9 protein-coding genes are annotated in these 15,289 nt (G+C 72.7%); 8 read left to right on the top strand and 1 reads right to left on the bottom strand.

Going from position 1 to position 15,289, the window contains the following annotated elements; genetic code table 11:
- Nucleotides 1–319: 319 nt before the first annotated feature.
- On the bottom strand, nucleotides 320–2,773 hold the full coding sequence (locus BBH68_RS11865; protein WP_076970954.1) for a DEAD/DEAH box helicase: 2,454 nt from the start codon (nucleotides 2,771–2,773) through the stop codon (nucleotides 320–322).
- 54 nt (nucleotides 2,774–2,827) lie between these two features.
- Here BBH68_RS11865 and bldG point away from each other — a divergent pair, with 54 nt between their 5' ends.
- From bldG to tmk, 8 genes are all read left to right on the top strand, one after another.
- Nucleotides 2,828–3,169 carry an anti-sigma factor antagonist BldG gene (bldG, locus tag BBH68_RS11860; protein WP_014178436.1) on the top strand — a complete coding sequence of 114 codons (342 nt, stop codon included), beginning with the start codon at nucleotides 2,828–2,830 and terminating at the stop codon, nucleotides 3,167–3,169.
- Nucleotides 3,170–3,253: 84 nt separating this feature from the next.
- Nucleotides 3,254–3,688 carry an ATP-binding protein gene (locus BBH68_RS11855; protein ID WP_065961501.1) on the top strand — a complete coding sequence of 145 codons (435 nt, stop codon included), beginning with the start codon at nucleotides 3,254–3,256 and terminating at the stop codon, nucleotides 3,686–3,688.
- 386 nt (nucleotides 3,689–4,074) lie between these two features.
- Nucleotides 4,075–6,567, top strand: coding sequence for a sodium-translocating pyrophosphatase (locus BBH68_RS11850; protein WP_065961498.1), 2,493 nt, complete (start codon nucleotides 4,075–4,077; stop codon nucleotides 6,565–6,567).
- A gap of 242 nt (nucleotides 6,568–6,809) precedes the next feature.
- On the top strand, nucleotides 6,810–7,403 hold the full coding sequence (locus BBH68_RS11845) for a small secreted protein (RefSeq protein WP_076970955.1): 594 nt from the start codon (nucleotides 6,810–6,812) through the stop codon (nucleotides 7,401–7,403).
- An 87-nt stretch (nucleotides 7,404–7,490) separates the two neighbouring features.
- Entirely contained in the window at nucleotides 7,491–9,050 is a 1,560-nt protein-coding gene (locus BBH68_RS11840) for a DUF7059 domain-containing protein (RefSeq protein WP_065961493.1), read from the top strand.
- A 172-nt stretch (nucleotides 9,051–9,222) separates the two neighbouring features.
- A complete protein-coding gene (locus BBH68_RS11835) occupies nucleotides 9,223–9,420 on the top strand; it encodes a hypothetical protein (protein ID WP_065961490.1) in 198 nt (65 codons plus the stop codon).
- Nucleotides 9,421–9,632: 212 nt separating this feature from the next.
- Complete coding sequence (topA, locus tag BBH68_RS11830; protein WP_065961488.1) at nucleotides 9,633–12,512, top strand: type I DNA topoisomerase; 2,880 nt, start codon at nucleotides 9,633–9,635, stop codon at nucleotides 12,510–12,512.
- A 104-nt stretch (nucleotides 12,513–12,616) separates the two neighbouring features.
- A partial coding sequence (gene tmk / locus BBH68_RS11825) for a dTMP kinase (protein WP_065961506.1) occupies nucleotides 12,617–15,289 on the top strand: 2,673 nt, incomplete at its 3' end.

The following is a 15,289-nucleotide window of genomic DNA, read 5'->3' as shown; positions in this document are numbered from 1 at the left end:
CTGGACCGGACCACCGGCGCCAAGATCAAACGATCCCTGATCGCCTACGACCACTGAGAACATCGGACTCACTCATCTAGCCGCCGACCCGTCAGGAGCGGACCTGCCAGCCGCCGACCCGTCAGGAGCAGACCCCATGTGCGGACCCGACAGCGGCGAACCCGTCAGGAGCGGTCCCGACAGCCGCCGGCCCGTCGGCAGCGGACTCGGCAGGGCCCGCCGCCCCGCCCGGGCCCGCCGCCCCACCGGGACCCGGCCGGGTCGGGGCCCCGACCCGCTGAGCGTCGCGCCCTGAGCGACGCCTCGGGAGGCGCCGTGGTCAGGCGTCGGTCGGATGGGGCGGGGCCTTGGCCAGGAGTGTGGCCAGGAGGCGGATGGCGGCCTTCTTGTCGAGCGGGTCGTTGCCGTTGCCGCACTTGGGTGACTGGATGCAGGACGGACAGCCGGACTCGCACTCACAGGCGGCGATCGCCTCGCGGGTGGCCGTGAGCCAGCGGGCGGCGGTGTGGAAGGCGCGCTCGGCGAAGCCCGCGCCGCCGGGGTGGCCGTCGTAGACGAACACGGTCGGGAGGAGCGTGTCGGGGTGCAGCGGGACGGAGACCCCGCCGATGTCCCAGCGGTCGCAGGTCGCGAACAGCGGCAGCATGCCGATGGAGGCGTGCTCGGCGGCGTGCAGGGCGCCGCCGAGAGCCTCCGGGGGGACGCGGGCGTCCTCCAGCTGGTCGTCGGTGACCGTCCACCACACGGCCCGGGTGCGCAGCGTACGGGGCGGGAGGTCGAGCCTGGACTCGCCGAGGACCTCACCGCTGATCAGTTTGCGGCGCAGGAAGGAGACGACCTGGTTGGTGACCTCGACCGAGCCGAAGCACAGCCGGGCGTCGCCCCATGGGACCTCGGTGGTGGTCTCCAGGATGGAGATCGCCGTCGTGTCGCGGGCGGTGGTCGAATACGGCGGGCTGGCCTCCTCCACGAGCGCGACCGAGTCCTCGAGGTCGAGCTGTTTGACGAGGTAGCTGCGGCCCTGGTGGAGGTGGACGGCGCCCTCGTGGACGGTGGCGTGGGCGGCGGAGGCGTCCACGGTGCCCAGCAGCCGCCCCGTCGCCGCCTCCACCACCTGCACCGGTCGCCCGCCCTCGCCGCGGATGTCGGTGAGGTCGGCGGCGCGCTCACGGCGGGTCCAGTGCCAGCCGGTCGCCCGGCGGCGGAGCAGTCTGCGCTGTTCCAGCTGGGGCATCAGCTCGTCGGTGGCGGGGCCGAAGAGCTCCAGGTCCGCCTCGGTCAGCGGCAGCTCGGCGGCGGCGGCGCAGAGGTGGGGCGCGAGGACGTACGGATTGTCCGGGTCCAGCACGGTGGACTCCACCGGCTGCTGGAAGAGGGCCTCGGGGTGGTGGACGAGGTAGGTGTCCAGCGGGTCGTCCCGGGCGACGAGGATCGCCAGCGCGCCCTGGCCGGCGCGCCCGGCCCGCCCCGCCTGCTGCCAGACGGAGGCGCGGGTGCCCGGGTATCCGGCGAGGACGACGGCGTCCAGCCCGGCCACGTCCATGCCGAGCTCCAGGGCGGTGGTGGCGGCGAGCCCGAGGAGGTCGCCGGAGTGCAGGGCGCGCTCCAGGGCGCGGCGCTCCTCCGGGAGATAGCCGCCGCGGTAGGCGGCGACCCGGCCCGCCAGGGACCGGTCGACCTCGGCGAGCCGCTCCTGGGCGATCAGGGCGATGAGCTCGGCGCCGCGCCGGGAGCGTACGAAGGCGACCGTGCGGACGCCCTGGACGGCCAGGTCGGTGAGCAGGTCCGCGGACTCCGCGGTGGCGGTGCGGCGGACCGGGGCGCCCTGCTCGCCGTGCAGCTCGGTCAGCGGCGGCTCCCACAGGGCGAAGACCACCTCGCCCCGGGGCGAGGAGTCCTCGGTGATCTCCACGACGGGGAGCCCGGTCAGCCGGGAGGCCGCGACGGCCGGGTCGGCGGCGGTGGCGGAGGCGAGCAGGAAGACGGGGGAGGAGCCGTAGCGGGCGCAGACGCGGCGCAGTCTGCGCAGTACCTGGGCCACATGGGAGCCGAAGACGCCGCGGTAGGTGTGGCACTCGTCGATGACGACATAGCGCAGCGCGCGCAGGAAGGAGGACCACCTGGGGTGGCCGGGCAGGATGCCGCGGTGCAGCATGTCGGGGTTGGTGAGCACGTAGTTCGCGTACTGGCGGACCCACTCCCGCTCCTCGACCGGGGTGTCCCCGTCGTACACCGCCGCCCGGATGCCGGTGCCCAGCGGCGCCGCCAGGTCGGCCACCGCGCGCCGCTGGTCGGCGGCCAGGGCCTTGGTGGGGGAGAGGTAGAGGGCGGTCGTGCCCCGCCCGCTGGGCTCCTCCGAGCCGTCCAGGAGGGCGCTGAGGACGGGGGCCAGATAGGCCAGGGACTTGCCCGAGGCGGTGCCTGTGGCGACGACCACCGATTCGCCTCGCAGCGCGTGTTCGGCCGTACGCGCCTGGTGGGCCCACGGGCGCTCGATTCCGGCCGCTTGGATGGCGCCCGCGACTTCCGGCCGGATCTGGTGAGGCCAATCGGCATGGGTCCCCGGACGCGGGGGCAAGTGCTCCGTATGAGTGATGCGCGCAGCCCTGCCCGCCCCCGTGGTGAGCCGCCCGAGGACGGTGCGGGGTGAGGTGCGTATGCCCGCCTGCCGCGGGAGTTGGTTGTGGGCCATCGACACCGAGTCTGTCACTGGTCTGACGGACAATGGGCTCAAGGCGTCGTGCGCGCCTGCTGGTAAGTGATTGAATGCCATCGCGGCTGCCGATCCATGGGGGGCGACCGCTCGATGCAAGGTGCTGGAGGATCCGTGGACCTGTCCCTGTCGACCCGGACCGTTGGCGACCGCACGGTCGTCGAGGTCGGTGGCGAGATTGATGTATACACCGCGCCCAAGCTGCGCGAGCAGCTGGTCGAGCTTGTCAACGACGGTAACTACCACCTGGTCGTCGACATGGAGGGCGTCGACTTCCTCGACTCCACCGGGCTCGGCGTGCTCGTCGGTGGGCTCAAGCGAGTGCGTGCCCATGAGGGCTCACTGCGCCTGGTCTGCAACCAGGAGCGCATTCTCAAGATCTTCCGTATCACCGGTCTGACCAAGGTGTTCCCGATCCACACCTCGGTCGACGACGCCGTAGCGGCGACCGACTGATCAGTCCCACCGGAAGAACGAGGGGGCACCGGGCGGGTCCGCCCGGCCCCTGAGATGCACGCCCATACGCCCGAGGGGGATGGCATGGCCACCGTCGAACTCCGCTTCAGCGCGCTGCCCGAGCACGTCAGAACCGCACGCCTGGTGGCGGCGGCCGTGGCGCGTCGGGCCGGGGTGGACGAGGCCGTGCTCGACGAGGTGAGGCTCGCGGTCGGAGAGGCGTGCACGCGCGCGGTCGGGCTGCACCTGAGCCATGGGGTGGAGGCCCCGGTGCGGGTGGTCCTGACCGACGAGGAGAAGAAGTTCTCCATCGAGGTCGGCGACGAGACGCCGACAACCGCCGGGCTGACGCCCGGCTCCCATCCCGACGTGGACGAGGAGCCGGCGGCCGAGGGTGAGGACGAGATGGGGCTCGCGGTCATCAGCGGGCTTGTCGACGACGTCGAGGTGACGACGAGCGACACCGGTGGCCGGATCCGGATGAGCTGGCCCACCGCCCCCCAGTCGCTCCTGCCGTAACCAGTCCCTCCTGCCGTAGCTCCACAGCTCGCGCCGGGGTCCGAAGCGGACGCCGGCGCAGGGTGCTCCGCCCTGCTCTGGCCATGCGCTGAGCAGGGCTTTTTTATATGAGCTGAGATCGTTTTATGTGACGCTGAGATCGTTTATAGAGATCATTGTCTATGCGTCAGCGATTTAGTCGCGTTCCTTCATCCGGGGGAATTCCCGGGGCCGAAACCTATTGATCTTCGCTGGTGCAGGCGAATTCCTATTCCGGCGCCCTGTTTTGATCTGGTGGCGCTCCCTACAATCCGTCCACATCTTGAGCTCAGGACGCCTGAGCGTGGCGGCTCTTCTGCGGTCGCAGAACTGCTGCGCGCCCATGTGCCAAACGTCAAGGAGGACGAATGGCGGGGCAACTCACCCCTCATCGACTGGACCTTCCCCCAACCCTGGCCGCCGCAGAACTGACCGACGACAACAGAGTGATCGTGCTGGTGATCGCCGCGGTCGCGGTGGCGGCACTCGCGGTCGCGGTGGTGCTGGTACGACAAGTACTCGCGGCCGGCGAGGGCACCGACGCCATGAAGAAGATCGCCTCGGCGGTCCAGGAAGGCGCGAATGCCTATCTGGCCCGGCAGCTGCGCACTCTCGGCGTATTCGCCGTCGTGGTGTTCTTCCTGCTCATGCTGTTGCCGGCGGACAACTGGACGCAGCGCATCGGGCGATCGGTGTTCTTTCTGATCGGCGCCGGATTCTCTGCGGCCACCGGCTATATCGGGATGTGGCTCGCGGTGCGCAGCAATGTGCGGGTCGCCGCGGCCGCCCGTGAGGCCACACCCGACAAGCCGTCCGGGGCCACTCCCGTGAATGGAAGCGGCCCGTCTTCCACCCCGGGCGCCGACCCGTCCTCGGGCGCGTCCGGCGGCCCGGCATCCACCGCCGGCGCGGCGGGCGTCGATCTGACGGCCGTCTCGCACAAGGCCATGAAGATCGCTTTCCGCACCGGCGGTGTGGTCGGCATGTTCACCGTCGGTCTCGGCCTGCTCGGCGCGTCCTGCGTGGTGCTGGTCTATGCCGCCGACGCGCCCAAGGTGCTCGAGGGCTTCGGCCTCGGCGCGGCCCTGATCGCCATGTTCATGCGGGTCGGTGGCGGCATCTTCACCAAGGCCGCCGACGTCGGCGCCGACCTCGTCGGCAAGGTGGAAAAGGGCATTCCCGAGGACGACCCGCGCAACGCCGCGACCATCGCGGACAATGTCGGCGACAACGTCGGGGACTGCGCCGGCATGGCGGCGGACCTGTTCGAGTCGTACGCGGTGACCCTCGTCGCCGCGCTGATCCTCGGCAAGGTCGCCTTCGGCGACTCCGGCCTGGCCTTCCCGCTGCTGGTCCCGGCCATCGGCGTGGTCACCGCCATGATCGGCATCTTCGCGGTGGCCCCGCGGCGCTCCGACCGCAGCGGCATGTCCGCGATCAACCGCGGCTTCTTCATCTCCGCGGTGATCTCGATGGCGCTGGTGGCGGGGGCCGTCTTCGCCTATCTGCCGTCCAGCTACGCCGACCTGGACGGCGTCACCGACCCGGAGATCCTCGGCCACGGCGGGGACCCGCGCGTGCTGGCGCTCGTCGCCGTCGCCATCGGCATCGTGCTCGCCGCGCTCATCCAGCAGCTCACCGGCTACTTCACCGAGACCACCCGGCGGCCGGTGCGGGACATCGGCAAGACGTCCCTGACCGGCCCCGCGACCGTGGTGCTCTCCGGGATCTCGGTCGGGCTGGAGTCCGCGGTGTACTCGGCGGTGCTGATCGGCCTCAGCGTCTACGGGGCGTTTCTGCTCGGCGGCAGTTCGATCATGCTGGCGCTGTTCGCGGTCGCGCTGGCCGGCACGGGTCTGCTCACCACCGTGGGCGTCATCGTCGCGATGGACACCTTCGGCCCGGTCTCCGACAACGCCCAGGGCATCGCCGAGATGTCCGGCGATGTGGAGGGCGCGGGCGCGCAGGTGCTCACGGACCTCGACGCGGTCGGCAACACCACCAAGGCGATCACCAAGGGGATCGCCATCGCGACGGCGGTGCTCGCCGCCTCCGCGCTCTTCGGCTCGTACCGCGACGCCATCGCCGAGGCGGTCCGTGATGTGCACACGACCGTGGCCGGGAAGACGGGCCTGAGCCTGGACATCTCGCAGCCGAACAACCTCGTCGGGCTGGTGCTCGGCGCCGCCGTCGTCTTCCTCTTCTCGGGGCTGGCGATCAACGCGGTGTCGCGCTCCGCGGGCTCGGTGGTCTTCGAGGTGCGGCGGCAGTTCCGCGAGAAGCCCGGGATCATGGACTACAGCGAGAAGCCCGAGTACGGGCGGGTCGTGGACATCTGCACGAAGGACGCGCTGCGCGAGCTCGCCACGCCCGGGCTGCTCGCCGTGATGGCGCCGATCGCGGTCGGCTTCACCCTCGGGGTGGGCGCGCTCGGCTCGTTCCTGGCCGGCGCGATCGGCACCGGGACCCTGATGGCGGTCTTCCTCGCGAACTCCGGCGGCGCGTGGGACAACGCGAAGAAGCTGGTGGAGGACGGCCACCACGGCGGCAAGGGAAGCGAGGCGCATGCGGCGACGGTGATCGGCGACACGGTCGGCGACCCGTTCAAGGACACGGCGGGCCCCGCGATCAACCCGCTGCTGAAGGTCATGAACCTGGTGGCGCTGCTGATCGCCCCGGCGGTCGTCAAGTTCTCCTACGGCGACAACGCCAGCCCGGGCGTGCGGGCCGGGATCGCCGCGCTGGCCCTGGTGGTCATCATCGTGGCTGTGTACGTGTCGAAGCGGCGCGGCATCGCGGTGGGTGACGAGGGCAACTCGGAACGGGTGGCCGAGTCAGCCGACGCCGCGGTGATGTCCTGACCCGGGGAGTCAGCCGCGAGCCGGCGGGGAGCGAGCCCCGCGACCGGCGGGCGGGCGGGGTGTGTCGGCACCCTGCCCGCCCGCTTCGGCGTGTGGGCCCGCGCCCGCTCCGGCGTGCGGCGTCGCGATGAGGCGGACAGCACACCTGGCTTGGTTCAAATGGCTTCAGAAGTATCCATAAGGGACGCTCGACCCAGGGCCCCGGCCGCTCGGCCGTGTATGTTCCGGGGCCGAGAAGAGCCATGGAAGGGACCAATCCGGTGAACAAGAAGCTTGTGGCGGCACTGTCCGGCGGTGCGGCACTCGTCGTGGCGCTGACCGGCTGCGGCGGCGGCGGGGGCGAAAGCGACAAGGAGGCCAACGACTGGGCCAAGACGGTCTGCGACGAGGTGCAGCCACAGCTGAAGAAGATCCAGAGCGCGAACGCCTCGATCCAGGCGGCGTCGGACGAGCAGGACTCCAAGAAGCTCCAGCAGACGGACTCCGAGGCGTTCAAGGACATCTCCGAGGCGTACGCGGCGCTCGGCAAGGCCGTGCAGAACGCGGGCCCCCCGCCTGTCGACAACGGCGAGAAGATCCAGAAGCAGGCGGTCAAGGAGCTGAACTCGACCTCCCAGGCTTACAAGGACCTCCAGACGGCCGTCGACAAGCTCGACACCTCGGACAAGGCGAAGTTCGCCGCGGGGCTCAATGACATCGCCGACCAGCTCAACAAGCTCAGCAGCTCGGGGGACCAGGCCCTGAAGAAGCTGCAGGAGGGCAAGGTCGGCAAGGCGATGGCCAAGCAGCCCGGCTGCCAGAAGCCCAAGGGCACCAGCACCGCCTCGCCCTCGTAACCCACGCCCATAAACAACCCCGCCGCCGTACGCCGCTGGTCGCTCCCCGAGGGGCCCGCTGTCAGTGGTTCCCCCGACAATGGGGGAGTGAGTACGCACCGCCTCCCCAGCCCCGCCGGCCCCGAGCGCGTCGACCGCCTGCGCGGCGCGCTGCTGGCCGCCGACTTCACCGCCGATGGCCTGCTGGACCTGCTCGGCGCGCCCGCCTACGCCGCCCTGGCGCGCGGCGAGACCGTCCCGGCCCTGCGCGCCACGCGGGGCGGCGGCCCGCTGGAGACGCTGGTGCGGCTCTTCCTGCTGCAGCGCCCGGTGGCGTTCGGGCGGGCGGCCGCGGCCCTGCCCGTCGAGGACTGCCTGGCCGACGGCTGGCTGGTGCGCGACGGCGACGAGGTGCGCGCGAGCGTGGACGTGCGCCCGTACGGCGGCCCGCAGGGCGAGGACTGGTGGATCGTCTCCGACCTGGGCTGTGCGGTCGGCGGTGCCGCGGGCATCGGCGGGCCCGGCGGCGCGCCGGGCGGCGTGGACCGCTCCGGGCTCGTCCTCGGGGTCGGCGGGGCGTCCACCACCCTCGCCGGTCTCACGGTCCGCGCCCCGGTGGAGCGCGCCCTCGACCTGGGCACCGGATCCGGCATCCAGGCGCTGCACGCCGCCCGCCACGCCACGTCCGTCACCGCGACGGACCCCAACCCGCGGGCCCTGCGCATCGCCCGGCTCACCCTCGCCCTGTCCGGCGCGGCGGAGCCCGATCTGCGCGAGGGCTCGCTCTTCGAGCCGGTCGCCGGCGAGACGTACGACCTGATCGTCTCCAATCCGCCCTTCGTGATCTCGCCGCCCTCCTCCGAGGGGGACCGGCTCGTCTACCGGGACGGCGGGATGTCCGGCGACGACCTGTGCCGCACCCTCGTCCAGCGGTCCGCCGACCACCTCGCCGACGGCGGCTGGTGCCAGGTGCTGGCCAACTGGCAGCACGTGGAGGGGGAGGACTGGCGCGAGCGGGTCGCCTCCTGGGTGCCGGGCGGCTGCGACGCGTGGATCGTGCAGCGCGAGGTGCAGGACATCACGCAGTACGCCGAGCTGTGGCTGCGGGACGCCGGGGCCCACCTCGCCGGGCCCGCCGAGTACGCCGCGCGGTACGACGCCTGGCTGGACGAGTTCGAGGCCCGCAAGACCAGGGCGGTCGGGTTCGGCTGGATCACCCTGCGCAAATCCGGGGCCGACCGCCCGGCGGTGACCGCGGAGGAGTGGCCCCACCCCGTGGAGCAGCCGCTGGGCGACGCGGTCATGGCCCATTTCCGGCGGCAGGACTTCCTGCGCACCCACGACGACGCGGCGCTGCTGGCGGCCCGCTTCCGGCTGGCCGACGAGGTGGTCCAGGAGCAGGTGGGACTGCCGGGCGCGGAGGATCCGGAGCATGTGGTGCTCCGTCAGAACCGGGGCATGCGGCGCGCGACGAAGGTGGACACGGTCGGCGCGGGCTTCGCGGGGGTGTGCGACGGCACGCTGAGCGCGGGCCGCATCCTGGACGCGATCGCCCAGCTCCTCGGGGAGGACCCGGTGGTGCTGCGGGACCGCACGCCGGAATCGATCCGGCTGCTGGTCGAGCAGGGCTTCCTGTGGCCGGTGGACGAGCGGGAGGAGACCGGCTAGGAGACGAGGAGGGGTTGTGCGCCGGAGCGCGCGCCGCGCCGCACGCACCACCCGGATGGCAAGAAGTTGCCAGGCCGGAGCGTGATCATGGCCGGAAGGGCCGGAGCAGTGGGTGACGCGCTGTTCACCCGGGGTTCGCGCGGACGCCTTCCGAGAGTGTCACGCTCTCCCCATGGAGAGGGGACCCGCGATCTTCGCCGGTACGGCATTCGTCGTGTTCGGCGCCGCGCTGCTGCTGTGGACAGCGGCGCGAACGCGGCTGCGCGCGCCGGTCGCGCACGATGTGAGCCCGGTCGCTTCGGCGGTCCTCTCCGTTCTCTTCGGCGCCGCCGCGCTGGGCGGCGGGATCTGGTGCCTTCTTTACGCCTGACAGGGCCCCCGCGCGGCGCCGAGTGTCGGTCCGGGCGGCAGACAGGACGCTTGTCGGGTTACCGTTCGAGTGGCGTTGCGGGCTTTTTCCGTTTGACACGGGGCCGGGAGGTACCGTCACACTCCGCAGCGTCACCGTAGTGGTGTGCGTGGACGCGTAACCCGCGTAGCAGTGCCCGTTCACCGAGCGTCGACCGGAGAGAAGAGCGAAAGTTGTCCCCGACCAGCGAGACCGCACAGGGCGGCCGCCGACTCGTCATCGTCGAGTCGCCTGCCAAGGCGAAGACGATCAAGGGCTATCTCGGCCCGGGCTACGTGGTCGAAGCCAGCGTCGGGCACATCCGGGACCTGCCGAACGGTGCGGCCGAGGTGCCCGACCAGTACACCGGGGAGGTACGCCGCCTCGGAGTGGACGTCGAACACGACTTCCAGCCCGTCTATGTCGTCAACGCCGACAAGAAGAGCCAGGTCAGGAAGCTCAAGGAGCTGCTCGCCGATTCGGACGAGCTCTTCCTGGCCACCGATGAGGACCGCGAGGGCGAGGCCATCGCCTGGCACCTCCAGGAGGTGCTCAAGCCCAAGGTCCCGGTCCGCCGGATGGTCTTCCACGAGATCACCAAGGACGCGATCCGCGCGGCCGTCGCCAATCCGCGCGAGCTGAACCAGCGGCTGGTCGACGCCCAGGAGACCCGCCGCATCCTCGACCGGCTCTACGGCTACGAGGTCTCGCCGGTCCTGTGGAAGAAGGTCATGCGCGGTCTGTCCGCGGGCCGCGTCCAGTCGGTGGCCACCCGCCTGGTGGTCGAGCGCGAGCGCGAGCGCATCGCCTTCCGCTCCGCCGAGTACTGGGACCTGACCGGCGTCTTCGCGACCGGCCGGGCCGGTGACACCAGCGACCCCGGCACCTTCGGCGCCCGGCTGACCGCCGTCGACGGCCGCCGGGTCGCCCAGGGCCGCGACTTCACCTCGACCGGGCAGCTCAAGGGCGGCGCCCAGGTCCTCCACCTGGACGAGGCCGGGGCCCGCGGGCTGGCCGTGGCCCTCGAGGGCGCCGCCTTCACGGTCCGCTCCGTCGAGTCCAAGCCGTACCGCCGCTCGCCGTACGCCCCGTTCCGCACCACCACCCTCCAGCAGGAGGCCAGCCGCAAGCTCGGCTTCGGCGCCAAGGCGACCATGCAGGTGGCGCAGAAGCTGTACGAGAACGGCTTCATCACCTATATGCGTACCGACTCCACCACGCTGTCCGAGACGGCGGTGGCGGCGGCCCGGGCGCAGGTCACCCAGCTGTACGGGGCCGACTACCTGCCGGACAGGCCGCGCTCCTACGCGGGCAAGGTCAAGAACGCCCAGGAGGCCCACGAGGCCATCCGCCCCTCCGGGGACCGCTTCCGCACCCCGGCGGAGACCGGCCTGACCGGCGACCAGTTCCGGCTGTACGAGCTGATCTGGAAGCGGACCGTCGCCTCCCAGATGAAGGACGCGGTCGGCAACTCCGTCACCGTCAAGATCGGCGGCCGGGCGAGCGACGGCCGGGACGCCGAGTTCTCCGCCTCCGGCAAGACGATCACCTTCCACGGCTTCATGAAGGCCTACGTGGAGGGCGCCGACGACCCGAACGCCGAGCTCGACGACCGCGAGCGGCGCCTGCCGCAGGTCGCCGAGGGCGACCGGCTGGCCGCCGAGGAGATCACCGCCGACGGCCACGCCACCAAGCCCCCGGCCCGCTACACCGAGGCCTCGCTGGTCAAGGAGCTCGAAGAGCGCGAGATCGGCCGCCCCTCGACGTACGCCTCGATCATCGGCACCATCCTGGACCGCGGCTACGTCTTCAAGAAGGGCACCGCACTGGTCCCGTCCTTCCTGAGCTTCGCCGTCGTCAACCTGCTGGAGAAGCACTTCGGCCGACTGGTCGACTACGACTTCACCGCCAAGATGGAGGACGACCTCGACCGCATCGCGCGCGGCGAGGCCCAGGCGGTGCCGTGGCTCAAGCGCTTCTACTTCGGCGAGAGCGCCACCGCGCCCGGCGCCGAGGGTGGCGCGGCGCCCGGCGCCGTGGGAGTCGCGGCCGAGGCCGGGAACGGCGACGGCGACCACCTCGGCGGCCTGAAGGACCTGGTCACCGACCTCGGCGCGATCGACGCCCGGGAGATCTCCTCCTTCCCGGTGGGCGACGGGATCGTGCTGCGGGTCGGCCGCTACGGCCCGTACGTCCAGCGGGTGACCGAGGCCGAGGGCGAGACCGGGCAGCGGGCCGACGTCCCCGACGACCTGCCGCCGGACGAGCTGACCGTCGCCTACGCGGAGGAGCTGCTCGCCAAGCCGAGCGGCGACTTCGAGCTCGGCACGGACCCGCAGACCGGCCGCAAGATCGTCGCCAAGGCCGGCCGCTACGGCCCGTACGTCACCGAGGTGCTCCCCGAGGACACCCCGAAGACCGGCAAGAACGCGGTCAAGCCGCGCACCGCCTCGCTCTTCAAGTCGATGTCGCTCGACACGGTCACCCTCGAGGACGCGCTGCGGCTGATGTCGCTGCCGCGCGTGGTCGGCACCGACCCAGAGGGCGTCGAGATCACCGCGCAGAACGGCCGCTACGGCCCGTATCTGAAGAAGGGCACGGACTCGCGGTCGCTCGACAGCGAGGAGCAGCTCTTCACGATCACGCTCGACGAGGCGCTCGCGATCTACGCGCAGCCCAAGCAGCGCGGCCGGGCCGCGGCCAAGCCGCCGCTGAAGGAGCTGGGCACCGACCCGGTCAGCGAGCGGCCGGTCGTGGTCAAGGACGGCCGCTTCGGCCCGTACGTCACCGACGGCGAGACCAACGCGACCCTGCGCCGCGACGACGACGTCGAGACGATCACCCCGGAGCGCGGCTTCGAGCTGCTCGCCGAGAAGCGCGCCAAGGGCCCGGCCAAGAAGACCGCCAAGAAGGCGGCGAAGAAGACCACCACGGCCAAGAAGACGGCGGCGAAGAAGACCACGACCGCCAAGAAGACCGCCGCCAAGAAGACGACCGCGGCCAAGAAGACCGCGGCGAAGAAGACGGCGACGGCTGCCAAGGCGGCCGGCAAGCCGGCGGCCGAGACCGACTGAACCGGGCGGCCGAGGCCGGGCGAACCCGGCGGAACCGCGCGGACGCCCGCCCGTTTGTTCGGGCGGGTGGCCGTGGGTTCACGCGATCCGGATAGGCTGGCGGGATGACGCGAGAGCAGCCTACGGACGTGACCCCCACATCCGGCGCCCTTGCCGCGGACTCCCGCGAGCGAGCCGTACGAGCCCTGCTGCGCCATCCGCCCCTGCGCCGCCTGTGGAGCGCGGGCCTCGTCGGTGGCACGGCGGACGCGCTGGCCGTCCTGGTGCTCGTCCTCCTGTCGCTGCAGGCGTCCGTCACCACCGGCGCCTTCGGCGACGGCTACCGCGGCGCGGCGCTCGCCGTCGCGGCGGTCCTCGGCGTGCGGCTCCTGGCGACGCTGCTGTTCGGGGCGGTGCTGCTCGGCCCGCTGTCCGCGCTGGTCGGGCCGCCGGGCCCGCTGGACCGCCGCTGGACCATGATCGGCGCGGACGCGGTACGGCTGGCGCTGCTCGTCGTCGCCCCGCTGTGGATCGACTGGACCCCCGACGACGCCGTCGCCTGGCTGCTCATCACCACCTTCGTCGTCGGCGTCGCCGAGCGGCTGTGGACCGTGGCCAAGGACGGCGCCGCGCCCGGGCTGCTCCCGGCCCCGCCCGCCGAGGGCGCGGCCGTCCGCCCGCTGCCGGACCACCTCGACGCGCTGCGCCGGCTGTGGCTCCGTACGGGCTTCGTGGCGCTGCCCCTCGCCGCGGCCGCGCTGCTCGCCGCCATGCTGGTCGCCCGGCTGCTGGCCACCGGCGTCGCGTGGTTCGACCTCCACCAGGCGGCCCTGGGCTCGTACCTGGGCGCGGGGCTCTTCTCCGCCTCCCTGTCGATCCTGTACTTCGTCGAGCTGCCCGGCGCGCAGGCCCCCCGCGCGCGCTCCCCGCTCGAGGGGCTGCGCCGCCCGCGTGCCGCGTCGGGCTCCGGCCCCGACAAGGGCCGCACCGGCGCCGTCCCGCTGCTGGTCCTGGCCTGCGGCGCCGTCGCGGCCGCGATCGCCGCCGCCGTCGGCGTGGCCGCCCTCCAGGCGGCCGACCTCGGCGGCGGGCCGGTCGGCTTCTCGCTGCTCGTGCTGGCCCTCACCGGCGGCCCGGCCGTCGGCATCCGCTGGGCTCCCAAGGTCCTGCCCGGCCTGTCGCGGCGCCGCCTGCTCGCGCTGGCGATCGCCCTGACCGGCCTCGCGCTGCTGGTCGCGGGCCTGGTCCACGACACCACGACCGTGATGCTGATCGCCGTGGTCGCGGGGGTCTCGGCGGGGGTCGCCGCCAACATCGGCCACACCCTGCTCGACCAGGAGAGCGAGGACTCCCGCCGGACCCGTACGACCGAGCACCTGCACGCCGTCGTCCGCGTCCTGGTCGGGCTCGGCGCGGTCGTCGCCCCGCTGCTGGCCGCCGTGATCGGGCCGCACCGGCTGGGCAGCGGCGACTTCGTCTTCGCCCACGGCGGCGCGGCCTTCACCCTGATGCTCGTCGGCGCGCTGCTGCTGCCGGTCGCCGCCCTCGTCCTCGGCAAGACCGACGACCGCCAGGGCGTGCCGCTGCGGCACGACCTGCGCGAGGCGCTGCGCGGCGCCGACCCCGTGGAGGCCCCGGCCCCGACCGGCTTCTTCATCGTCGTCGAAGGCGGCGACGGGGCGGGCAAGACCACCCAGGTCGAGGCGCTCGCGGAGTGGATCAGGGCCAAGGGCCACGAGGTCGTGGTGACCCGGGAGCCCGGCGCGACCGCCATCGGCAAGCGGCTCCGCTCCATCCTGCTGGACGTCTCCTCGGCCGGGATCTCGCACCGCGCGGAGGCGCTGCTGTACGCGGCCGACCGCGCCGAGCACGTCGACACGGTGGTCCGCCCGGCGCTGGAGCGCGGCGCCGTCGTCATCTCGGACCGCTACATCGACTCCTCCGTCGCCTACCAGGGCGCCGGCCGCGACCTCGCCCCCACCGAGATCGCCCGCATCTCGCGCTGGGCCACCGGCGGCCTCGTGCCGCACCTGACGGTGCTGCTCGACGTCTCGCCGGAGACCGCGCGGGAGCGCTTCACCGAGGCCCCGGACCGGCTCGAGTCCGAGCCCGCCGAGTTCCACCAGCGGGTACGGGCCGGATTCCTGACCCTCGCGGCGGCCGACCCGGCCCGCTACCTCGTCGTGGACGCCGGCCAGCTGCCGGAGGCCGTCACCGCCGCCGTCCGCCACCGCCTGGACCGGATGCTGCCGCTGTCCGAGGCGGAGGTGAAGGCCCAGGAGGAGGCGCGCCGCAAGGCCGAGGAAGAGGCGCGTCGCAAGGCCGAGGAGGAGGCCCGCCGCAAGGCGGAGGAGGAGCGGCTGGAGCGCGAGCGGCAGGAAGCGCTCGCCAAGGCGCGCGCCGAGGAGGAGGAGCGCAAGCGCCGCGAGCTGGAGGAGGCCCGGCAGCGCGAGGCCGAGCGGCAGGCGGAGGAGGCCCGCAAGCGGGCCGAGGACGCCCGCCGGCGCGCCGAGGAGGAGCGCAAGCGCATCGAGGCCGAGGACCGCGCCCGCGCCGCCGAGGAGGAGCGGCGCCGCCGCCAGGCCGAGGAGGAGGCCCGGCTGCGGGCCGAGGCGGAGGAGCGCCGCCTGGAGAAGCAGCGCCAGGCCGAGGAGGCCCTGCTGCGGGCCGAGCAGGCGCGGCTGGCGGCGGAGGCGGCGACCTCCGGCCCCGCGAGCACGCCGCCCGCCCCGGCCACCCCGCCCGTCCCTCCCGCCGCGCCCCCCGCGCCTCCTGCCGCGCGCGCCTCCTCCCGCGCC

Source organism: Streptomyces sparsogenes, assembly GCF_001704635.1.
Classification (GTDB): Bacteria; Actinomycetota; Actinomycetes; order Streptomycetales; family Streptomycetaceae; genus Streptomyces; species Streptomyces sparsogenes.
Note: the sequence above shows the minus strand (reverse complement) of the source record. Positions and strands in the feature narration are given on the sequence as shown.